The 22,026-nt window shown below is 47.3% G+C and carries 17 protein-coding genes; 12 read left to right on the top strand and 5 right to left on the bottom strand.

Features of this window, described 5'->3' with window-relative positions:
- Position 1 precedes the first annotated feature (1 nt).
- Positions 2-499 carry a threonine/serine exporter family protein gene (locus HMPREF1254_RS11380; RefSeq protein ID WP_023058770.1) on the top strand — a complete coding sequence of 166 codons (498 nt, stop codon included), beginning with the start codon at positions 2-4 and terminating at the stop codon, positions 497-499.
- Positions 500-530: 31 nt separating this feature from the next.
- Positions 531-1,439 (top strand): LysR substrate-binding domain-containing protein, encoded by a 909-nt coding sequence (locus HMPREF1254_RS11375; protein ID WP_036871763.1) that lies wholly within the window; start codon positions 531-533, stop codon positions 1,437-1,439.
- A gap of 126 nt (positions 1,440-1,565) precedes the next feature.
- Here HMPREF1254_RS11375 and HMPREF1254_RS11370 read toward each other — a convergent pair whose 3' ends face one another.
- On the bottom strand, positions 1,566-2,081 hold the full coding sequence (locus HMPREF1254_RS11370; RefSeq protein ID WP_023058758.1) for an Lrp/AsnC family transcriptional regulator: 516 nt from the start codon (positions 2,079-2,081) through the stop codon (positions 1,566-1,568).
- 1,231 nt (positions 2,082-3,312) lie between these two features.
- Between HMPREF1254_RS11370 and HMPREF1254_RS11365 the strand changes: the two genes are divergently transcribed.
- The 7 genes from HMPREF1254_RS11365 to HMPREF1254_RS12400 all read left to right on the top strand — a co-directional run bounded on the left by HMPREF1254_RS11365 (position 3,313) and on the right by HMPREF1254_RS12400 (position 15,125).
- Complete coding sequence (locus HMPREF1254_RS11365; RefSeq protein ID WP_231385858.1) at positions 3,313-3,879, top strand: DUF4738 domain-containing protein; 567 nt, start codon at positions 3,313-3,315, stop codon at positions 3,877-3,879.
- A gap of 389 nt (positions 3,880-4,268) precedes the next feature.
- The gene (locus HMPREF1254_RS11360) at positions 4,269-9,791 is read left to right on the top strand and encodes an alpha-2-macroglobulin family protein (RefSeq protein WP_023058812.1); all 5,523 of its coding nucleotides are present in this window, start codon (positions 4,269-4,271) and stop codon (positions 9,789-9,791) included.
- 3 nt (positions 9,792-9,794) lie between these two features.
- Positions 9,795-10,856, top strand: coding sequence for a DUF1573 domain-containing protein (locus tag HMPREF1254_RS11355; RefSeq protein WP_023058752.1), 1,062 nt, complete (start codon positions 9,795-9,797; stop codon positions 10,854-10,856).
- A gap of 7 nt (positions 10,857-10,863) precedes the next feature.
- Positions 10,864-11,727, top strand: coding sequence for a 4-hydroxy-3-methylbut-2-enyl diphosphate reductase (locus tag HMPREF1254_RS11350; protein WP_023058776.1), 864 nt, complete (start codon positions 10,864-10,866; stop codon positions 11,725-11,727).
- 511 nt (positions 11,728-12,238) lie between these two features.
- Entirely contained in the window at positions 12,239-14,578 is a 2,340-nt protein-coding gene (locus tag HMPREF1254_RS11340) for a hypothetical protein (RefSeq protein WP_036878224.1), read from the top strand.
- Positions 14,575-14,904, top strand: coding sequence for a hypothetical protein (locus tag HMPREF1254_RS11335; RefSeq protein WP_023058791.1), 330 nt, complete (start codon positions 14,575-14,577; stop codon positions 14,902-14,904). Before HMPREF1254_RS11340 ends, HMPREF1254_RS11335 begins: the two co-directional genes overlap by 4 nt.
- Before the next feature lie 17 nt (positions 14,905-14,921).
- The gene (locus HMPREF1254_RS12400) at positions 14,922-15,125 is read left to right on the top strand and encodes a hypothetical protein (protein WP_231385857.1); all 204 of its coding nucleotides are present in this window, start codon (positions 14,922-14,924) and stop codon (positions 15,123-15,125) included.
- A gap of 40 nt (positions 15,126-15,165) precedes the next feature.
- Here HMPREF1254_RS12400 and HMPREF1254_RS11325 read toward each other — a convergent pair whose 3' ends face one another.
- Together HMPREF1254_RS11325 and HMPREF1254_RS11320 are read right to left on the bottom strand one after the other, a co-directional pair.
- Positions 15,166-15,396, bottom strand: coding sequence for a hypothetical protein (locus HMPREF1254_RS11325; RefSeq protein ID WP_023058763.1), 231 nt, complete (start codon positions 15,394-15,396; stop codon positions 15,166-15,168).
- 39 nt (positions 15,397-15,435) lie between these two features.
- Positions 15,436-16,194 (bottom strand): tRNA threonylcarbamoyladenosine dehydratase, encoded by a 759-nt coding sequence (locus HMPREF1254_RS11320; protein ID WP_023058772.1) that lies wholly within the window; start codon positions 16,192-16,194, stop codon positions 15,436-15,438.
- Between the two features lie 72 nt (positions 16,195-16,266).
- On the opposite strand from HMPREF1254_RS11320, the gene HMPREF1254_RS11315 reads away from it, so the two are divergent.
- On the top strand, positions 16,267-17,280 hold the full coding sequence (locus tag HMPREF1254_RS11315; RefSeq protein WP_023058760.1) for an iron ABC transporter permease: 1,014 nt from the start codon (positions 16,267-16,269) through the stop codon (positions 17,278-17,280).
- A 518-nt stretch (positions 17,281-17,798) separates the two neighbouring features.
- Here HMPREF1254_RS11315 and HMPREF1254_RS11310 read toward each other — a convergent pair.
- A complete protein-coding gene (locus HMPREF1254_RS11310; RefSeq protein ID WP_023058746.1) occupies positions 17,799-18,953 on the bottom strand; it encodes a lactonase family protein in 1,155 nt (384 codons plus the stop codon).
- A 171-nt stretch (positions 18,954-19,124) separates the two neighbouring features.
- On the opposite strand from HMPREF1254_RS11310, the gene HMPREF1254_RS11305 reads away from it, so the two are divergent.
- On the top strand, positions 19,125-20,489 hold the full coding sequence (locus HMPREF1254_RS11305) for a uracil-xanthine permease family protein (RefSeq protein WP_036878193.1): 1,365 nt from the start codon (positions 19,125-19,127) through the stop codon (positions 20,487-20,489).
- Positions 20,486-20,830 carry a hypothetical protein gene (locus HMPREF1254_RS11300; protein ID WP_023058718.1) on the top strand — a complete coding sequence of 115 codons (345 nt, stop codon included), beginning with the start codon at positions 20,486-20,488 and terminating at the stop codon, positions 20,828-20,830. Before HMPREF1254_RS11305 ends, HMPREF1254_RS11300 begins: the two co-directional genes overlap by 4 nt.
- Here the strand turns inward: HMPREF1254_RS11300 and hemW are convergent.
- Entirely contained in the window at positions 20,805-21,965 is a 1,161-nt protein-coding gene (gene hemW, locus HMPREF1254_RS11295; RefSeq protein WP_023058765.1) for a radical SAM family heme chaperone HemW, read from the bottom strand. The two genes, HMPREF1254_RS11300 and hemW, sit on opposite strands and share 26 nt — an antisense overlap.
- Between the last annotated feature and the right edge of the window lie 61 nt (positions 21,966-22,026).

Here is a 22,026-nt window from a genome sequence, read left to right as displayed (position 1 = left end):
TATGGCATTCTTTTTATGCGTTTTAGAAGACGCATTCTTTGGGGGGCTGGCAGGCATAGGATTTGCCAGTATCAGCAACCCTCCCCACAATGCGTATCCTTATTGCGCCCTCATCTCGGCCGTGGGCCATGGCGTGAGATATTTCTTGATGAACAACGCCTATCACCCAGAGAGCCTTATCGTAGCCAGTTTCGTGGCCTCTTTGTTCATTGGTTTTATGGCAGTGGCATTGGCAAGAATGGCTAAGTGTCCACCTGAGACATTCTCTTTCCCATCCCTTTTGCCCATGATTCCAGGTATGTATGCTTATCGTACCGTCGAAGCTTTGGTTATGTGTTTGTTTACACAGGATGAAGATTTATTCAATCATTATTTGTATCTTTGTACATCAAACGGATTCACTTGCGCTTTTGACATTTTAGGAATGGTGTTGGGTGCTACATTGCCCATCTTCTTCCTCAACAAGATATCCTATCGCGCTACCCGTAACGTAGATTGAATATGATGTAACAAACTGAATGAGGTTAACTATGGAACTGAGACAAATAAAATACTTTCTCAAGGTGGCCGAATTGTTGAATTTCTCTGAGGCGGCAAAGGCACTGTTCATTACACAGAGCACCCTCTCTCAACAGATACGCCAGCTTGAGAATGAATTCGATACCATTTTGTTTGAGCGAAACAGTCACGAGGTTTCGCTCACCGAAGCCGGGAAACAATTCATGCGATATGCCCGAAAAGTAATCATCGATGCCGACGATTGCACGCAGAAGATGGACGACCTGAAGAACATGCTGACGGGCGAATTGAATATCGGCGTTACGTTCACGTTCAGTCCTTTGCTTACAGAGACCGTTCTTGAGTTCATGAAACTGTATCCACATGTGCGCCTCAATGTTTTTTATAAAACCATGAGTGAGTTGATGGACATGTTGCAACGACGGGAAGTTGACTTTGTGCTGGCCTTCAAACCTACCGACAGAAACGATAAGATAGAGAGCCATGTGCTCTTCAACAACCATCTGTCCGTGGTGGTGAGCGAGCAACATCCACTGGCAAGGCGGAAGTCGCTGAACTTAGACGATTTGGTGCTGTACGATGCTGCCATGCCTGCACGCGGTTTACAGGCTCGCAACTCGTTCGACGATATGATTCATAGTGTAAACAGCAAACTTAAAATTCGCGTTGAACTCAACGACGTGAGCATCTTGCTGAAGCTGATTAAACAGAGCAAGCTCATCACGATATTGGCCGAAGCCACCATTCATGATGAAGATGGCTTGGTTGCCATCCCGCTCGAAATGGCAGGCAACGATATGGAGGGATGCATTCATCAGCTCAAACAAGCCTATGTCAAAAATTCCGCACGCGAGTTTTATCGGCTCCTTAGTCAGTCAAGAGCCATTCTCAAATATTCGTCTTTGGCCAAATTGCTCTAAGTTTTTTCGTTCAAGAAGAGTAGAAGCTGCGCCAGCCGCTACCCAACAAATCGGGTGGAAGTTAAATACACAAATATGTATTTATCTTCCACCCGTTTCACTTGGTGTTGTTTCGTTCGCGTATAACTACGACTCTGGTTCAGCTTCTTCATCAACCATCTCGCTGCGTTCTTCTATCTTCATCTGAGCGATGGGCAGTTGACGATCGATCACCGTGCGGAACGAAATCATGGTTTCGCTTCCCGATAGTCCCAGGGGTTGCAATTTATCATAGATAATGCTCATCAGGTGATGATTGTTTGTGGCATATAGCTTGATGAACAAATCATAATCACCCGTAGGGCAATGGCATTCTACCACCTCCGGAATCTTCTTCAACTCTTCGGCCACTCTGTCAAAATCACTTGGATCTTTCAAGTGTAAGCCTATGTAAGCACAGGTTTCGTAACCGAGCTTCTCTGGATCGAATATGAATCCCGAACCCTTAATAACTCCCAAATTTGTCAGTTTTTGCACACGCTGATGAATGGCTGCTCCGCTGACATTGCATGCGCGGGCAATCTCCAGAAATGGAGTGCGGGCATCCTCAGCAATCATGGTGAGAATCTTCTTATCTAATGCGTCTAAGTTATGATGTCCCATTTTTACTTTTATATATTTTAATTTTATAAATTACATGCAAATATACAACAATGTGTTGTTTTCCGCAACGATTTAAGTATTTTTTGTAATCAATGTTCATTTTGCGGTAATTTTTCTTGACAATCATCTTTCTCCTCCTTGGCTTATTTACAAACAAACTTGCTGCTGACAGAAAATACGCCGAAAATAAGCGATGTTTGTAAGGTGTTGATATACAATGTTCTACCGTCTTTATACGTTGTTTATCCTCAGTAGTTCATGTTGATTTCAGCCAAAGTCATTGCTTTTTAATGCTAATTTGCATGCTTTAACGCTGTAATGTCATGTCTTTTGTGGTGCAAAGTGATGCCTTTTACCGTGATATCTCATTGCTTTTGCGAGAAAAGCTGTTTTTTCTGACTGAATCATCACTTGTTTGCTCCCTGGTTGCCTATCAATTTTTTCTATTTTGAAACTTTTGAAGAGCCGTTTTTGGGGCATTATTTGAGTAAAATAATGTACAAATCGTGTCGTTTGTAGTACGCTCACTCTTTGTTCAACGACAAATTATTGAGATGGAAAGATACGGTCGTTCTGACTAATATACCTCCGTTTCAATTCATTTTTTTTATTGATAGGATTAAACCTTTTTATCATACTCTCGTCATAACATAAAATCGACACAGTAATTTAGCTATACTTCAACTAAAAAAGTTAAGTGATTTCGGTCTTTTAATTGACAGTCATCTATTGAGAGGTTGACTAACGCATCTTGAAGCATGCCTGTGAAGGTACGAGCTGGCAATATGGAATTCGTGGGAGAAAAAGTACTTCCAAATAAGGAAGAAAGGCATCAGGCTATTTGAAAGAAGACCCTGTACCGCTAAAAATCTCCTGTTAGAGTTGAAGGAAGATTTGTGACCTGGCCCAACGAACGATGAGGTGCGTTTATTGCTTGATAAATACAAGAACTGAACTTTTATATATTTAAATGTGATTCAGTAAGAATTAGTTTGTAAGATCAGGATGATATGGAGCGTCCCCTAAGTGATTAGTGGGCGCTTTTCTTTTTATTATCTTGTTTGTATGCAATGACTTTTTTGTCATTTTTTATTTGTACCTTTGCAAATGGTGGACGGCCCAGGTTTTCTTCCTGATGATGAAGGATGAAGCTCGACACGCCACAAGTAAGTCATAAGATAGGAAACATTAAAAATAGAATCAACTCATGCGATTGTTTTTACGTTTATTTTTGATTATAGTAGTAGGTTGTGGTATCTCATCTTGTTCAGAAAAGAAACAAGATAAGACGATTATCACGCAGAAGCCAAAGCCTGTCAAGAAGAAGGCTACGCAATCTATGAGCGATTACGAGCAGTCGATTCCTGTAGAATGGGTTGGTTCGGTGTATCATGTGAATGTTTCAAGGCAAGCTGACCAGTCCCTACCGTTAGCAGATGATGGGGCAGGCAATAAATATTATGATAATAAGATTAAACTGAGTATCGTTCGAAAGGATCAAAGTGAGTTCTATAGTAGGACGTTTACAAAAGCTGATTTTGTAAACTATGTTGATGAATCTTATCGTAAAAACAGTGCATTATTAGGCATTGTTTTTGACAAGGTTGAAGGCAACAACCTCATTTTTGCAGTGAGTATCGGCTCGCCCGACAAAATGAGTGACGAGTATGTTCCTTTGGTTATGAAGATATCAAACCTTGGTGCTGTATCCATCCAGAAAGATACCCTGTTGGATACCGGTAACACGGAGGGTGATGAGTCGGAAGCTGATACAGAAGATGATGATGATGGTGTGTAGGGTAGACCGTCATTGAGCAGCTTCGTACTGGCACATCTTTTCTTTGTTTCTATCCCCATGCCTCCACGCCCAACGGCATTTCTTCATGAGGGTTAGGGGATTGTATTGTTTGGTGTGACTTATCTTTTGGTATCATTTCTGTTTATTTGTTAGTCGGCATCCACTTTTAGCTTGTCCTTAATTCGTCATAAAGAATGATAATTCTTGCGGCTATTATTCGATTTTTGTTATCTTTGCATAAGATAGGCGTCGCCTTAGCAAAGTAAGTAGACTTCCTTTGCCTTCGGCTTGCACTATCTTTGCAAATAACGAACGGTGTGTGTTTTGGTAGAATACAGTTCTGTCATCTGCATGCTTCCTAAGTCTTTTATAAAAACAAGAGTTAAGGTATGAAAAAAATCATAATGATGTTGATTGCTACTTTACTGATGTTGCCGTTTCACCTGATGGCAGACAGTTATACTGTACTTTGGAAGCAGTATGAGCGAGTACAGCAGAAGGATCTACCTAAAACGTCCATGAATGTGCTGAAGAAGATTATAACCAAGGCACAGGCCGATAAACGATACGGCCATCTCTTGAAAGCCGAATTGCTACACGGTTCCCTCGCTAATCAGGTATCGCCCGATTCATTGACGGTAGAGGTGGAAAGACTGGTTGCCAGCATGCAGAAGGCCGAGAAGCAGGATCCTGTCTTAGCGGCTGTTTATCAATCATCGTTAGGTCGGCTATATCGGGAGAATGAGCGATTGTCAGACAACAGCAAGGAGTTGAGTGAGGAATATTACCGTAAATCCTTGTCGCATCCCGACTTGTTGGCTGCTCACAAGGCCTCTGAGTATGTGCCCATGGTGATAGAAGGCATCGACAGTAAGATTTTCGGCAACGATCTCTTGCATGTGTTGGGCATGGAGGCCAAGGCTTATGGGATGCTGCATGATTATTATCAAAAACAAAACAACCGTCCTGCAGCGTGCATCACGGCCTTGCTGCGTGTGCGACAAGATAGAGATGGGGACGTGATGCAGGTGAGGAAGTCGAAATATCTGCTGACCATCGATTCGTTGATTGGCCACTATAAAGATCTTCCTGTGGCAGGTGAGCTGGCCATAGAGCGCTATCGTTTTATGGAACAGGCTGACGATGTTTCTGCCGAAAGCAAGATGAACTACATCAATTATGCGCTGACTCAATGGGGAGCGTGGCCTCGTATGAACATACTGCGCAACGCAAAGGCACGGCTGACATTGCCAATGTTCCATCTCTCATTGGGTGAAAGCGTCCAAATTCCTCATCAGGAGCGGCAAGTGGTCATCATGCAAATGTGCAATATCAATCAGTTGGACATGTCGGTGTGGCGCCTCAATCTGAAAGGCGATACCTCATTTGATCCCAATGACCCGCGCGACTATGCAAAAATCAAGTCGCATATTGCTTCTAAAACACCAGTGTATACAGCCTCAAAGCGATACGTTGGTTTGCCAGACTATCAGGTCATGCGCGACAGGATGACCATCAAAGGCTTGCCAATCGGCGTGTATCTCGTGGAGATGACCACCAACAACAAGTCCATAAAGCCACAGCGGGCCTTGCTGCGTGTCAGCGATATGTATCTCATGTCACAGACACTGCCCAACAACAGGGTACGATTGGTTGCTGTGAGTGCAACCACAGGACAGCCGTTGCCGAACGCTAAGATTAGAATCACAAACGGTAACAATTATGATAACAAACGTCATTCCCAAACCTTGACCTGCAATGAGCAAGGTGAGGCGGTGTACGAAATGGGTTGGCCGTCCTATCAATCCATTTATCCTTATACAGATGAAGATCAAGCTTGTGCGGAAACTTATTTCAATGCTTATGGACAATTCTCAAAAGATCGAATATCAGTTCGTCCACAGGTAGAGCTATACACGGATCGAAGCATCTATCGTCCTGGACAGACTGTGCATGCCGCAGCCATTGTTTACCGAAGGGTGGATGATGAGCGTACTGAGGCAGTTGCCCATCAGACCATGACTTTGACGTTGCGTGATGCCAATTATAAGGTTATAGCCACCAAAGAGGTGGTCACGGACGATTTTGGAACCGCATCAACCGACTTTGTTTTGCCATCCTCTGGACTTACAGGCATATTCTCATTGCGCACAAACTTTGGCAACAACGGTTACGAATACTTTTCTGTCGAAGAATATAAACGTCCTACTTTCCAGGTTTCTTTCGATGAAGTGAAAGAGAAATATCAGGCGGGTGACACCGTGAATGTGGTTGGATGTGTGAAAAGTTTCGCCGGCGTTCCTGTTCAATTAGCCAAAGTTAAGTACACAGTTGTGCGCAGACCTGCCATGTGGTGGTTCCATCGAATGAGTAAAGACCGGGAAGTCATGGTCACTAAAGACACCTTGGTGACTGACGGTGACGGACGCTTCACGGTTCCTGTGCCGATGGAGATGCCCGATGATTACAGCCATCACGTTGCCCGTTACTATTCGTTTGAGGTTCATGTCGATGTCACCGACGCTGGCGGAGAAAGCCATTCGGCTGAAACTCGCCTGCCATTGAGCGACAAACCAACCTTGCTCACCTGTAACTTGCCGGCTCAAAGCTTGCGAGACAGCATCCCGCCTGTGACCTTCAGGTACATCAATAATGCAGGTCAGCCTGTCGATGGACAAGTAAATTATACGATAGATGGGCATGCTTATTCAGTAAAAACCAATGAGCCGACCGTTCAGGGATTGAAGAATCTGTCTTCGGGCGAGCATCATTTAGTCGCCATTTGCGGCAACGATACGCTTGACCAGAAGTTTGTCATCTTCTCTCTTGATGACAAGAAACCCGCTGTCAATACCTCCGATTTCTTTTATGTCACATCAGACACCTTCCCACACAAGGGCAAACCGGTGTATCTGTTGTTCGGTTCGTCTGACAAGCAGGTGCATGTGGTGTACACAATGATTGCTGGCGACCGTGTCATTGATAGTGGAACGCTTGAAATCAATAACCAACTGATTAAGAAGAAGCTGACTTATTTGCCCCAATATGACAAGGGATTGCTTGTCAACTACGCATGGGTGAAGAATGGTAAGCTATACAGTCATCGTCAGATGATACAAAAACCGCAGCCCGACAAGCGGTTGATGGTCACATGGAAGACTTTCCGCAACCGCCTCAACCCAGGGCAAAAGGAGGAGTGGTCGTTGCAAATCACCAAGCCAGATGGCTCGCCAGCACAAGCTCAGTTGATGGCTGTGTTGTTCGACCAGACGCTTAATGAAATCAGAAAACACGATTGGAGGTTCAATACGACCTACCATCCAGCCTTGCCTTTTACCCAATGGAGCGGGTTAAACTTTACTGAAGCTGTTCTCTATGGTGATGCTCCCATTGCGTCTCTTCGTGAACGGAATCTTGATTTCAGTCGTTTTGACGATGTGTTTGCAATCGACCCCAGGGTGGAGGTGCTCCTCGCAGCCCTTGAGGGCAGGCTGTATGGAACCCGTGCGATGAAGGCCATGCCTATGTCTGCGACGGCTAAGCAGTCAGGTGCCATGATGCTGAAATCGACAACTGGAGGGGGCAATGCAAGGGAAGCATCTGATGATGACGCTGCTTCTCCGGCCTTGGCAGAGCCATCTCAACCCCAGCAGCCTGCCTCACGACAGAGCGTTCGCGAGAACTTGAGCGAAACAGCCTTCTTCTTTCCCGCCTTGTTGTCTGACGACAAAGGCAACGTGAGCTTGAAGTTCACCTTGCCGGAGAGTGTTACCACATGGCAGTTCATGGGCCTTGCGCACGACAAGGCGATGCAACATGGCATGCTCAAGGACGAGGTTGTGGCGCAAAAGACTGTCATGGTGCAGCCCAATATGCCGCGTTTTGTGCGTATGGGCGACCATGCCACGCTGTCAGCGCGCATCATCAGTACTTCCAAGCGAGTGGTGGAAGGCACCGTGCAGCTGGAGTTGCTCAACCCCGAGACTGAAGGTGTGGTGTTCAGCAGGCAGCAGACCTGCCGTCTACAGCCCGACACAACCGTGTCGGTAGCCTTCGATTTTGACGTAACTCCTCTGCTTGCAGCCCATCCGCAGCTGTCGTTGCTCATCGCGAGAGTCACGGTAAGCGGTAAGGGATACAGCGATGGCGAACAGCATTACCTGCCCATTCTGCCTGCGAAGGAATGGGTGACCACCACTGTACCATTTACGCAGCATGCCCCCGGCACCAAGACGATTGACTTGAAACAGCTCTTCCCCGTGGATGATGCTGCTAATCGGCTGACCATTGAGTACACCAACAACCCGGCATGGCTTATGGTTCAGGCACTTCCCTCGATGGGAACGCCCGACGCCGACAATGCCATTAGCCTGTCAGCAGCCTACTATGCTTACAGCGTTGGGCGCTATCTGTTGAACGAGGCACCGCAACTGAAGTCGACTATCAGCCTGTGGAAGCAGGAAAAGGGTAGTGAGACCTCGCTCATGAGTAGTCTGGAAAAGAACCAATCACTCAAAACAATGGTACTTGAAGAAACGCCTTGGGTGGCCGATGCAAGCAGAGAGAGCGAGCAGAAGCAGCAACTGGTCACTTTCTTCGACCCAAATTCGATCGACTACCGATTGAACTCCGCCCTCGACAAGCTGTCAAAACTGCAAAATCCCGACGGCTCTTTCAGTTGGTGGGAGGGCATGTCGGGCAGTCGTTACATGACAACGGCGGTAGTCAAGATGCTGGTTCGGTTGAATGTGCTCATTGGTAAGCAGCAGGTAACAACGTCAATCATTCGGCAGGCTCTTGCATACTTGGACAAGAAGGCAGCTGAAGAGGTGGCTAAGTTGAAAGAATTGAAAGCAAAAGGAAGCAAGAATCTGGCTCCCAGTGAGGCGGCTTGCGACTATTTGTACATCCATGCGTTGGCAGAAAGACCATCGACATTCACCGTTAAATATCTTGTTGACTTACTTGCCAAGAAGCCTTCCGCGTTGACGATTTATGGGAAAGCCAATTCTGCGATTATACTTTCACAGTATGGTAAACACGAATTAGCCAAAGAATATCTGCAAAGTATCAACGAATATAGCGTGTACAAGGAAGAAATGGGACGCTATTTCGACACGCCGCGCGCCCAGTACACCTGGTGTGACTATCGCATTCCTTCTCAGGTGGCCGCTATTGAGGCCGCCAAACGCCTGCGTCCCGGCGACCCCAGCATCGAGGAAATGCAACGTTGGCTGTTGCAATCCAAGCGCACGCAGACCTGGGACACGCCCATTAATAGCGTGAACGCGGTGTATGCCTTCTTGCATGGCGCCACGGAAAAACTCACCCAGTCATCCCAAGATGCCGTTATCAAGATAGATAACCAGCCTGTCGCCCTGCCTAAGGCCACCGCAGGTCTGGGTTATGTCAAGGTGTCGAAGCCGGGCAAGGATGTGCGAACGCTTGCTGTGAACAAGACTTCAGCCGGCACATCATGGGGAGCTGTGTACGCACAGTTCATGCAGAAGTCCACCAAAGTGGCCAGTCAGTCGTCTGGAATTAAGGTAACTCGCACCTTATTATATAATGGTAAGCCTGCAACCAGCCTGAAAGTGGGCGACAAGGTGACCGTGAGAATCGAGATAGAGGCCGATCGCGACTACGACTTTGTGCAGCTACAGGATAAGCGTGCGGCATGTCTTGAACCGATAGGGCAGTTGAGTGGTTATCATCAAGGCTACTACTGTGCGCCCAAAGACAATGCCACCAACTATTATTTCGACCGCCTTGGCAAAGGAAAACATCGCATAGAAACAGACTATTACATAGACAGAGCCGGAACCTACCAAACGGGTATTTGCACCATTCAGTGTGCTTACAGTCCTGAGTATAATGGTAGGGAGGCTGCCAAAACTTTGAATATACAATAAAAGATGAATCGAAAACTCATGATATTCGCGCTCATGGTGCTTCCACTCCTGTCTTCTGCGCAGCAGATGACAGCCGTCAACGAGGTGATAGATTGCGGACAAGTCGTTTATAAGGCTCCCGTGACGGTGGCGTATGACATCAGGAACACCGGCGACAAGCCACTCGCTATCAGCAAAGTGCTGACCAGTTGCGGCTGCACCTCTGTAGATTATCCCCGCCAAGCCATCGCATCACACGGTTCGGCTGTCGTGAAAGTCACCTATGATGCCAAGCAAATGGGAACTTTCAACAAGCTGGTTCGCATTTACAGCAATGGCGCTGCCGCTCCTTTGGAGTTGATCTTGAAGGGAAAAGTCGTGGATGAGATTATTGATTTTGGCGGATCTTATCCCTTTACTTTAGGCATGTTGCAAACCGATGTCAACAACATCGAGTTTGATGACGTGAATCGTGGCGAGCGTCCGCAGGCTAAGATACACATCAAGAACAACACGACGCAGATGGCACAGCCCATCTTGATGCATCTACCCAACTATCTCTCAGCCGACGTGTCACCCTCACGCATTGCACCAGGCCGTGCCGGAGTGGCAACCATCACCTTGAATTCCAAGCTGATACGCGACTACGGACTGACCCAGACATCCATCTTTATGGGTTTTGTTCCGGGCGATAAGGTAAATCCAGATAATGAGTTGACCGTATCAGCTGTGCTTTTACCTGAATTCAATGAGCAGGCAACAGCCGTGCACATGCCCCAACCGAAGATGCAACTCTCTGCAACCAAGTTGGATTTGGGAACCTTTGGACGTAAGAAAAAGCTGAAAGGACAAATCTTCATCCAAAATATTGGGAAGAGCAAGCTCGAGATAGAGAGCGTGCAGATGTTCACCGGTGGCTTGGAAATATCTCTCAACAAGTCGAAATTGGAGCCTGGCCAGACCGCCAAACTCAAAGTGACGGCTATCGCAGAGCAATTGAAAAAAGCTAAGAGTAAACCTCGTATCTTGATGATTACCAACGACCCGGACTTGCCCAAGGTGATTATTGACATCCATGTGAACTGATTTTCCGATGGTACAAATAGAAATTGATAGTGGCAGTGGCTTTTGTTTCGGTGTGACGACCGCCATACAGAAAGCGCAGGAAGAATTGGCTAAGGGCGGAACATTGTACTGCTTGGGCGACATTGTACATAATGGTATTGAAGTGAAGCGTCTACATGAACGCGGACTGGTGACCATTAACCACGATGATTTGCGCCAACTGCACGATGTAAAAGTGTTGCTGAGAGCACATGGAGAGCCCCCCGAAACCTACGAATTGGCTCGAAAAAACAACATCGAGATTATAGATGCCACCTGTCCAGTAGTGTTGACCTTGCAGCGACGCATCAAAAAACAATACGAAAGTCATCCTGATGTTCAAATCGTAATCTTCGGAAAAACTGGTCATGCCGAAGTGTTGGGCTTAGTAGGTCAAACCCAAAGCAATGCGATTGTGATAGAAAAGGTGGACGACGTGAAGCTGTTGGACTTCTCACGCGATATTTATTTGTATTCGCAAACTACCAAGAGCCTCGACGAGTTTCATCGCGTGATCGATTACATACAATCGCACATCTCGCCCGATGCCGTCTTTCGTAGCTTTGACACCATTTGTAGGCAGGTGGCAAACCGTATGCCCAACATTGCTAACTTTGCGTCTAAGCATGATTTGATACTCTTCATGAGTGGTCGAAAGAGTTCGAATGGGCGTGTCTTGTTCAACGAGTGTAAGCGTGTGAACCCCAATAGTTACCATATAGAGGATGTCGACGAAATCGATTTCGATTGGTTGCAAGGTGTCAATACCATTGGCATTTGTGGTGCTACCAGCACGCCTAAGTGGCTTATGGAGAAGTGTAGGGATTATATCTTGCAGAAGCTGAGGATGTGAAGGGACTGGCAGGAGGCTGTGAAGTAGTTAACTGGAGTTATTAGGAGTTATGGGGGAGTTAACGGACAAATGTCCGTTTATCATGTAAAGGAGTTAACGGGGCTCTACTAAAAATATAAGTTTTTTGATATTCAATCATATATATATCTTAATATTTGTAAATTCACCAAAAATGACAACCTTTGGGTGCAGATTAAAAAACAACTAATTATGAAGAAGAAACTTCTAAGTGTTGGTATTGCTTTCTGTTCTATAGTAGCAATGTCCTTAGCTACCCCAAATGGGAAGGTAAAGTCCTATTCAGGAATCAGCCTGGCTGATCTTGTAAGTACGACCGAGGTGAATGCAGAGTGTGTCCAAGGCTCAGACTGCTCCGCAAGCGGGAAATGCCTGAGTGGTGTTGGAGTCTGTGTGGTCGCTGTAGAGTATCGTGACTGCGATCCGTACAAGTAATCTAATCTTAGCATGGGTGCAACCGCACTTCATGCTACGTAATTGTAAGAAGTATCCTATGAGAACCTGTAAGAATCTCGGAGTGTCTCTCCTGCTGGGCCTGTTCTTCCTGACTGCATCAGGTCAGAGTCAACCGCATACTGCACAAGACTTGGAGGCAATCTGTGCCGCACTGCCTCAGGACCAGCCGTACATGCTCTTCAGCAAGGAGACCTATGAGACGGGGGAAGACATGTGGTTCAAAGCCTGGCTGTTCGACCGCTCCTTATTGACACTGTCGAACAGGAGTCAGACTCTCTTTCTGAGAATCTATGATTCCGCCGACAGCCTTGTGTGGAACGAGAAGTATCCGATCTCCGGTGGGCGGGCGGAAGGACACGTCTTCATCGGGGAACATTGGAAAAACGGGGAGTACAGGGTGGAGGGATATACTCAGTCTTCGTTCTATGCAGACAGTACGGAAGCCGTGTTCCCTCAAAAGATATGGGTCGTTGACCGAATCAACACACCGAATCCGAAAGATATAAGGCCTGCACAATGCAAGGACAGCATCAGCCTTGGACTATATCCGGAAGGAGGTTATCTGGTTTTGGGTATGGAGAATCATGTCGCATTCAGGTCAACAGACGGCCGTGGTATGCCTGTCTTCATGAGGGGATGGCTGTGCGAAGACGGGGTGAAGGTATCGGATATAGAAAGTGTGCATGACGGCATGGGGCAGTTTTCGCTCGTCCCTCACGAGGGGGTCCAATACACGGTACGACTGACCAGCGGAAATGAATTCCCCCTTCCCGCTTCTCTCCATTCGGGCATGGTAATGCATTTGGAACACACAGACAGTAAAAATGCCGTTTTCTCGGTGAGACAGCCCCGTGGAAGCAAGCCTCGCCGCATAACTCTGTTTGTGCAGATGCGTGGTGTTCCCTGCTGTCAGGCCAGCGGCATACTTCGAGACAGCCTCATCATCACTTTGCCTACGAGCGAGTTTGCGGGACAGGGGATTGCCGAGGCAACCCTTTACGATGAACAGCAACGCCCAGTAGCAGAAAGGCTGTTCTACGTTCTGCCGGATAAACAGCTGACGATAACAGCCCGTCCGTCGAAGGAAGTCTATATACGCCGTGACAGGGGAGAGGTAAGGATACATGTGACAGATTCCAAGGGGAAACCAGTACAGGCAGAAATATGCATGAGTATCTTTGATAAAGCTTACATGAGCCAATCCTACCGGGAAACAATGCTGTCCTATAATTTTCTCTCGACCCAGATACGTGGCAACATTCATCACCCTGCCTACTACTTCGACCACAAGAATCCAGATAGATTGCATGCTTTGGACCTGCTACTTCTTACGCAAGGGTGGCGGCGGTATATCTGGCAGGAAAGTCGGAAGGCCTACCATGGGAAACCATTCCTATGTGACAGTATCATAGGGATGGAAACCGTGGGAAGCCGTAAGATGAAAAGAAATACCACCAACGGAGGCGAGCAGGTAATCCAGGTGTTCGGACCTTCTGGGGACAGCCAGTTCCTATGGACCGATTCCGTGGGCAACTTCTCTGTTCCCGTGTCTGTCATGAATACGCTTCGGGGTGGATATGTTTATATCAGGCCACTTCTGGGAAAAGAGTTCAAGCCACATCTGACGCTCTCGGATGGTACGGTACTGATAGACTCCATAAGGAAGTCGAAAAAATCATACCTATCCTATTTTGATAATGTTGAGAAAGAAAAAGGAGACGTGAAGCCCATCATGACTCCGGCAGGGACAGTGCTGTTGAATGAAGTGCTGGTCACCAGGAAGCGAAAGATGCCCTTTAGAGATAAGTTTATGGGGAGATTGGACAGTCTGGCTCAATTTAATTTAAATACTGCCTGGGTTTGTCCCGATGGTTCGCAGGAGCCTGGAACGGTGGGACATCTCAATGACTATTGGGAAGGATATACCCATCATCCGGCAGGGTCACCGGGTGCCAATTACGGAGGAAAGAGATTAAAGCCAGAGATAGGAAAGCGATACGAACTGATTAAGTATTTACCAGGAGAAGATGGAGAATGGTATATTGCAGATATAACATCAATTTTATATCAGGGGCAGTTGTACACCGACGAGGAATTGCTCCGTATGAATAACATAACGCGTGTCAAGGGTTACTATGGCCAACGCGAGTTCTATATGCCCGATTCTGTGGAGATGCTGTCCCCGCTACCCGATGCGCGGAATACACTGCTATGGAGTCCCTCTGTCCAGACTGACAAGAACGGAGATGCCACCGTGCCATTTTGGACTTCCGACATCAATACGCAGTTTATGGGGGTCGTGGAGGGTACCGATGGTCTGGGACTGTTAGGCAGTGGCACCTTTGAGTTTCATGTATCAAAAACCGTGGAAGAATGAAGAAGAAAATAGCTGAAAGCCGGACAGTGGAGCTGATATTCATGATGCTGCTGTACATAGTCTGTACGGGGTATGCCTCTGCGCAGACACGCAATGATACCATCAGACAGATGAGCGACTCGACCGTACATCTTAAGGAGGTGCAGGTAAGTGCCTCGCGCCCGTTGATAAAGGCAGAACTCGACAAGATAACCTATCATGTAGCCGATGATCCCGACAGCAGGAGCATGACGCTGCTGGAAATGCTGCGGAAGGTGCCTATGATTACTGTAGAAGGGAATGATGTCGTGAAAGTAAAGGGCATACAGACTTTAAGGTATATGTGAACGGCAAGCCAAACACCATGATGAGCAACAAGCCCACGGAGATGATGAGGACCATCCCCGCTTCGACCTTCAGGAAGATAGAAGTCATTACGAATCCTGGTGTCAAATATGATGTGGAGGGACATGCTTACCTTGATGCTGGCGGAGGTGGATGGAAGCAAGCCGAAGAGGGAACGCACGGACGAGGACGGCAACGACCATGGCGGTACGATGAGAGTTGACGCCACCTGCTGCGATGCCGAGGTTCGCTATCCGACCGACTCAAACCTTTTGGAGGACGGCAGCAAACTGATAGACCGCCTTCTTGACAAATTCTGTACCCGCCACAATATAAAGAAGCCGCAGATCCACCGTGCGGAAGCCCGTTAGGCTTTCATCTGCTTGATTAAGAAAAAGCGCAAGGGGAAGCAGCTCATAGACAAGACCAGGCTGATCCAGATACGTTGCTTGAAGGCTGATTTCCAGACGTTTCTTGATTTTCTCGGCAGACACACAAGTGACTTTTTACTCCCGCTAACTCCTGAATCTAAGCTACAAACCACACAAATCTTTTACCACTTCACCCCCAACAATCAGTCCTGCGGCGGCAGGAACAAACGCATTGCTGGCTGGTACAGACCGTTTTTTGTTAGTAACTATTGACGCTGATGATGCGGGTTCTGGGGTTGATGAGTCCTCATTGGTTGGCGCTATGGGGAACGGCTTACGGGGCTCTTCGTCACTATAAACCACCTTGAGGTGGGCAATTCCCAACTTTCTGAGTTTCTTTCTGATAACCTTTGCCAGCGGATCCATCTGCGTTTTGCTGATATCTGTCACCTTAAAACGAGTGGCATCCATCTTGTTGGCTGCCCCCATACAGGCAATCATGGGTATGTGCAGCGCGTCACATTGTTTGATAATCTCCAGTTTGGCGGCCATGGTATCAATGCAATCTACCACATAATCGCAAGCTGACAGGTCAATTTCATGCGCTGTTTCCGGCAAATAAAACAGCGCATGCGCATGCACTTTGCAGTGGGGGTTGATGTCTAAGATGCGCTTTCGCGCCACCTCCACCTTCTTTTGCCCGAGGGTTGAATGCAATGCCACCAGCTGTCGGTTGATGTTCGAGTGGCTTACCTCGTCGTTATCTACCAAACTGATTTCTCCAACTCCGCTGCGTGCCAGTACTTCCACTACATAACTGCCCACGCCGCCCACGCCAAAAACCATGACGTGCGATTGGCTTAGCTTTTCTAAGGCAGCGGTGCCAAAGAGCATTTCGGTTCGGGTAAACTGATTTTCCATATCCTGTTTCTTTATTCAGTGTGCAAAGTTAGCTATTTTATCCCACTTTTTAACTAACTTTGCCCTTTGGGTATGACAAAGAACAATACCATCGTTTTGAGTTTGGCTTTATCGTTTTGCATCTGCCTTTTGCTGATGCTCAACTTGTTGGTAGGTAGCGTTTCGATACCTACGCAGGATGTGTTGGCTATTTTGACTGGACAAGATGTGGGCAAACCAAGTTGGCAATTCATCATTCTCCAATCGCGTTTGCCGCAAGCCCTCACGGCGTTGCTGTGCGGGGCCGCACTCTCCACCTCTGGTTTGCTGTTGCAAACGTCGTTTCAAAATCCCTTGGCAGGCCCTTCTATCTTTGGCATCAACAGCGGGGCCGCATTGGGCGTGGCCCTCGTTATGCTGTTGCTGGGCGGCAGTGTGTCCACGGCTTTGTTTAGCGTGGGTGGGGCATGGGCTGTCTTGTTGGCTGCGTTTGTGGGTGCCATGGCCGTGACAGGCATCATTTTCATGTTCGCCCAGTGGGTGAAAAGCAGTGTGATGCTGCTCATTATCGGCATGATGATTGGTTATTTGGCCTCGTCTGCCATCGCTCTTCTCAACTTTTTCGCCTCCCAGGAGGGCGTGAAATCATTCACCGTGTGGGGCATGGGCAACTTCGGCGGCGTGTCGTTGTCGCAACTGCCCATGTTTACAGGTGCGGTTGTGGTAGGGTTAGTGGGCTCCGTTTTGCTGATCAAACCCCTCAATGCGCTGTTGCTGGGCGAAACATACGCGCGCAACTTGGGTGTAAACGTGCGCGCGGTGCGCAGTTGGCTCTTGGTGATTACGGGCTGGCTTACGGCCGTCACCACTGCATATTGCGGTCCGGTGGCATTCATCGGGCTTGCCGTTCCTCACTTGGCGCGTCTTGTGATGGGCACCGACAACCATCTTCAACTGCTTCCCGTCACCATGACCATGGGGGCGTTGATTGCTCTTTTGTGCCAACTTGTTTGCGTGTTGCCCGGTTCGCAAGGCATCTTGCCACTCAATGCCGTAACTCCATTGATTGGCGCACCGGTGATTATCTATATTATTTGGAAGAGATAGAAGATAGAGCCTCTCCCCCGACCCCTCCCCGAGGGGGAGGGGAGTAGATACATTATTTGCATAGGAAAATTCTACTATCGTGTGAGAAAGATTTTTACAAACATGCTTCTCTGCTTGGCTTATTTGCAAGCAACCCTGCAGTTCGATGCAAATACGCAAAATATGGTCGATTTGTATAAATGAAAGTGAATCAGGGTGTTACGGGATTAAGTATGGAAAACACAGGCTTTTTACCCCCGATTTTTCCCAAAAAAGCCAAGAAAAGCGGTGAAAAAACAATGGTTTTGAGTCGCAATAGCATACAGATAGGGCGACAATATGTATGATATTGTCGCACTATCTCAATGACTTTCTGCTAAAACAACCTATTTGTTGAAAATGAACGTCATGTAGGCGTATCGTTTGCCTATTGTTTTTTTCTATTTCATCATTTTACGATGGCCATTTTTTTTGTCATTTATACGGACAAAAATAGGTCAGAAGAGGGATGATGGTTTTTGACAGATGAATAGACAAACTTATTTTGTCACCTCGATTACCCTGAACACACCGTCGCCCTGGATGTCAGGTTGCATCACGATGGGGTAGAACTGTACGCACACCGCCTTATCCACTGAAATGTTCTGATGCGTGTCGGTCAGTAAGCCATTAGCACTGTTGATGCGGAAAACCTGAATGGTGTTGTCGTCGCGACAGGCGCAAAGTAAGAACCGTCCGTTGGGTGTAATGTTGAAATGACGTGGGTGGATGCCTGTTCGCTGATAGCCTATCTTCGTCAACAAGCCTGTTTTTTGATTGATTTTGAAGATGGTAATGCCGTCGTTTTTCAGTCGGTTACTGGTATACAAGAACCTGCCGTCGGGTGAAACGTGAATGTCTGCGCCGCCTTGTGCGCCCACTTCATCAGACTGTATCTCCTGTATTTTCTTCATATTGCCAAAGTTATATTGGTATGCAGTAACCGCTCCAGACAGTTCGCTCATCACATAAACATACCTGCTGTCGGTGCTGAAGGCGATATGGCGAGGTCCTGAACCTTTGGATAGCTGTGCGGTAACCTTGGCGTTGCCCAGTGATTTCATGTCTTCCAGTTCGAAGCGCAGCAGTTGGTCGGCACTGAAATCGGTGGCAATAACGCCATTTCCATCGGGAAGGAATCGTGCGCAATGAACGTGTGGCGCTTGTTGACGCTCAGGGTTTGGTCCACCTATCGAGCCTTTGAATTGTTGCGACATGGCTGAGAGCGACCCGTCTACGTTCAAGGGGAACACGCTCATGGAGCCTCCCGAATAGTTGGCCGTCAGCAACAGGTTGCCGTTGGTCTCCACATAGCAAGGATCTTCGCCCTTGGTGAGGAACGAACTTTGCAGCTGCATTTGTCCCGTTGTCTTGTCAAACGTGATGGCATTGACCGCTGCCGACTCGTCATGGTTTTCGCTTACGGCATAAATCATTGTGCCGTCTGAGGCGAGTGTCAGGAAAGAGGGGTTCTGCAGTTCAAGTGTGTCGAGAGGTGTAGCCTGTCCGGTGGATTGATTGAAATTAAAGGAGTAAATGCCTTTGCTGGTACCATTGGTATAGGTTCCAACGATTAGTTTGATGTCGTCTTGCGCCTGTAACGTCACTTGGCCGAAGACAATCAAGGCGAGTAAAAGTAAATTCCTGATTTTCATAAAGTATGTTTTGTTATTGATGTTCGTCATCTCAGATGAAGCAAGAGGTGTTGTACAAACCGTACAAGGTACGATTGACCAAGACAAAGATATTCATTTTCTTGCACTGTAGCAATCATTTCTTGTTTTTTTATTCACAATTCGATATTAATTTGTAATTTTGCCTGCATGATGAATACCATTGAATTAACTCCTTTACGTAAGGGAATTGTGGGAGTGCAATTTCTCTTTGTCGCATTCGGTGCAACCGTTTTAGTTCCATTGTTGGTAGGTTTGGATCCGGCAACCGCATTGTTTACCGCTGGTATAGGTACTTTCATCTTTCATTTGGTAACGAAAGGGAAGGTACCTATTTTCTTAGGATCAAGCTTTGCTTTCATCGCACCTATCATTGAGGCCTCCAAGATGTGGGGCATGGCTGGTACGTTGGCTGGTATCGCTGGCGTGGCCCTGGTTTATTTTGTGATGAGTGCATTGATTAAGTGGCAGGGAAGGAAACTCCTGGATCGGTTGTTCCCGCCCGTTGTCATCGGTCCGGTGATTATCCTCATTGGTTTGTCTTTGTCGGGATCGGCCGTGAACATGGCCAAAGAGAACTGGGCGTTGGCCTTTGTATCTTTGGTGACGGCCATCCTTGTGCTGACACTCGGCAAGGGTTTGATTAAATTAGTACCCATCGTGTGTGGCATTGTGGTTGGATTCATCGTCGCTTCCCTGATGGGTGAAGTGGATTTCACGAAAGTGCATGAGGCATCGTGGTTTGCCTTGCCCGGCTCATTGGCCCATTTTCATTGGCCCGAGTTTGCTTGGAAGCCATTCATCTACATGATTCCTGTTGCCATTGCACCGGTGATAGAGCACATCGGCGACGTGTATGTGGTGAACGCAGTGGCTGACAAAGACTTCGTGAAAGAGCCGGGTTTGCACCGCACCATGTTGGGTGATGGGTTGGCATGTCTTGCGGCAGCCTTCTTTGGTGGCCCTCCCGTGACCACTTACTCGGAGGTGACGGGTGCCATGCAGATTACTAAAGTGACCCATCCGCAGGTCATCCGCATCGCAGCATTGACGGCTATCGTGTTCTCTGTGATTGGAAAGCTGAGTGCTCTGTTGCAGAGTATTCCGCAAGCAGTACTGGGAGGAATCATGCTGTTGCTGTTTGGAACCATTGCCAGTGTGGGTGTTCAAAATCTGATTCAGCACAAAGTGAATCTCAACAATCAACGCAACATTATTATCGTGTCGGTGACTTTGACGCTGGGAATTGGTGGTGCGATGCTCGATTTCAGTCTGCGTGGCGTAATCATCGGCATTCTCATGGTTAGTTGTTTGGTTTATGCCAATGCCATGAAGCAAGGTTTGGTAAAAGTGCTGCTTATTATAATAGGTGGTATTGCTTTAAGTACCTTGATCTTCTTTTTGCTTCCTGGTGGTGAAAGCGAACTGACCAAGATGAGTGGTATTGGCCTGAGTGCCATTACGGGCGTAGTACTCAACTTGGTGTTGCCTAAGCGAGCCGAGGAGGAAGAAGCATGATAGAGGGGGACTTTGAGCGTTATTGGCTGGAAAACCGCCGTGAACTTCTGGCAAAAAACAAAGAGTATCGGGAGATAGAAGAAAGCTATAAGATGCGAACGGGCTTCGATTGGCTGCTTTGGGCCTTGCCTGTGGTGGTGGGAATCCTGACGTTCAACGTGGTCAGGAGTGAGAGCGAGGTGCTGAAATGGTTGGCCTCTGCGGGAGCTGTCATTGTCGTATTCTTGGTATGTGTCTGGGTTAAGTCAGCTGTTTCTGGCCATCGTCCGTTGGATGAGGTGGAAAAAGAGGTCAAAGCACAGGCATACGAAGCTTTTAAGCGTAGATTAAATCAGCCATGACGGCATCGCTCACATACAGTCCTTGTGTCGTCAAACGGATTGAGTCGCCCCGAATCTCCAAGAGGTTCTGGGTGATTTGCTTTTCTGCTTGTTGTAAAAGATACGTCCTGTGCTTAGGAGTGAGTGTTGAGAGGTTGATGCCTTCCGATGTTCTCAGTGCGGTTGTTATCAAGTCGTTGTAGCGGGTATCGTCGTCAAGCCATTCGCGTTCAAAAGGAATCTCACCTTCTTCGATGGATGAGATGTATTTCTTGATGTTGGAAACGTTCCACTGTCGCGATTGAATGTCGTACGAGTGGGCCGACGCACCGATGCCCAGATAGGGTATGGCGTGCCAATAACTGCTGTTGTGTTGGCTCCGTTTACCCGGTTTAGCAAAGTTGCTGATTTCGTAGTGTTCATATCCCGAAGCTTTCAGCTCATCCACTAAAGTTTGATACATGGTCAAAGAAAGTTCGTCATCAATTTCTTTCACCTTATTATTTCTTAGTAGTTGGTAGAGTGGTGTGCCCTCTTCGTACATCAAACTGTAAGCCGAGATGTGCTCAACCAGTAGCGCAAGGGCCTTTTGGATGTCCAGTTTCCATTCGTCGAGTGTTTGGTTGGGAAAGCCAAACATCAAATCTACACTGATGTTGTCAATGCCTATGCTTCGAAGTTGCTGCACGACAGGAGAAATATCTTCCGCATGATGACGCCTGTGAAGAAACTTCAATCGCTCGTTGCTGAATGATTGTACACCCATGCTCACTCGGTTTACAGGCGAATGTTGTAGGAATTGAACAAATGCCGGGGTGATATCGTCGGGATTACACTCCATGGTTACTTCACAATGGGTGCGCATCAGCGTATCATCTCCATGAAAGAAAACCGTGACGATGGTACTGAAAATCTGTTGAAGTTGTGCAGGAGTGAGTTGAGAAGGGGTACCTCCACCTAAATATATGGTGGAAATAAGTGGCTGAGGAACAGCACCTGTGTCTTCTGTCGTGGGCAGGTAATGGCGTCTTAGCTGCATCTCTCGGCACAAAGCATCTACATATTGTTGGCGTACACCAAGGAGCGTGGTGGAGTAGAAGCCACAATAAATGCAGCGACTGGCGCAAAAAGGAATGTGTATGTACAAGCCAGCCATGGGTATGGACTATTTTCATGCAAAAGTACTAATTTGATTTAAATATGTTATATTTTTTCTA

Origin of the sequence: Prevotella sp. BV3P1 (genome assembly GCF_000479005.1) — a bacterium.
Taxonomy (GTDB): domain Bacteria; phylum Bacteroidota; class Bacteroidia; order Bacteroidales; family Bacteroidaceae; genus Prevotella.
This window is presented reverse-complemented; position numbering and strand designations above follow the sequence as displayed.

Bases quoted from the DNA above. Each gene is read 5' to 3' on its own strand.
- HMPREF1254_RS11355 (WP_023058752.1), top strand. From the start codon at position 9,795: ATGAATCGAAAACTCATGATATTCGCGCTCATGGTGCTTCCACTCCTG.
- HMPREF1254_RS11350 (WP_023058776.1), top strand. From the start codon at position 10,864: ATGGTACAAATAGAAATTGATAGTGGCAGTGGCTTTTGTTTCGGTGTG.
- HMPREF1254_RS11380 (WP_023058770.1), top strand. From the start codon at position 2: ATGGCATTCTTTTTATGCGTTTTAGAAGACGCATTCTTTGGGGGGCTG.
- HMPREF1254_RS11315 (WP_023058760.1), top strand. From the start codon at position 16,267: ATGACAAAGAACAATACCATCGTTTTGAGTTTGGCTTTATCGTTTTGC.
- HMPREF1254_RS11340 (WP_036878224.1), top strand. From the start codon at position 12,239: ATGAGAACCTGTAAGAATCTCGGAGTGTCTCTCCTGCTGGGCCTGTTC.
- HMPREF1254_RS11305 (WP_036878193.1), top strand. From the start codon at position 19,125: ATGAATACCATTGAATTAACTCCTTTACGTAAGGGAATTGTGGGAGTG.
- HMPREF1254_RS11300 (WP_023058718.1), top strand. From the start codon at position 20,486: ATGATAGAGGGGGACTTTGAGCGTTATTGGCTGGAAAACCGCCGTGAA.
- HMPREF1254_RS11335 (WP_023058791.1), top strand. From the start codon at position 14,575: ATGAAGAAGAAAATAGCTGAAAGCCGGACAGTGGAGCTGATATTCATG.
- HMPREF1254_RS11310 (WP_023058746.1), bottom strand. From the start codon at position 18,953: ATGAAAATCAGGAATTTACTTTTACTCGCCTTGATTGTCTTCGGCCAA.
- HMPREF1254_RS11375 (WP_036871763.1), top strand. From the start codon at position 531: ATGGAACTGAGACAAATAAAATACTTTCTCAAGGTGGCCGAATTGTTG.
- hemW (WP_023058765.1), bottom strand. From the start codon at position 21,965: ATGGCTGGCTTGTACATACACATTCCTTTTTGCGCCAGTCGCTGCATT.
- HMPREF1254_RS11370 (WP_023058758.1), bottom strand. From the start codon at position 2,081: ATGGGACATCATAACTTAGACGCATTAGATAAGAAGATTCTCACCATG.
- HMPREF1254_RS11360 (WP_023058812.1), top strand. From the start codon at position 4,269: ATGAAAAAAATCATAATGATGTTGATTGCTACTTTACTGATGTTGCCG.
- HMPREF1254_RS11320 (WP_023058772.1), bottom strand. From the start codon at position 16,194: ATGGAAAATCAGTTTACCCGAACCGAAATGCTCTTTGGCACCGCTGCC.
- HMPREF1254_RS12400 (WP_231385857.1), top strand. From the start codon at position 14,922: ATGATGAGCAACAAGCCCACGGAGATGATGAGGACCATCCCCGCTTCG.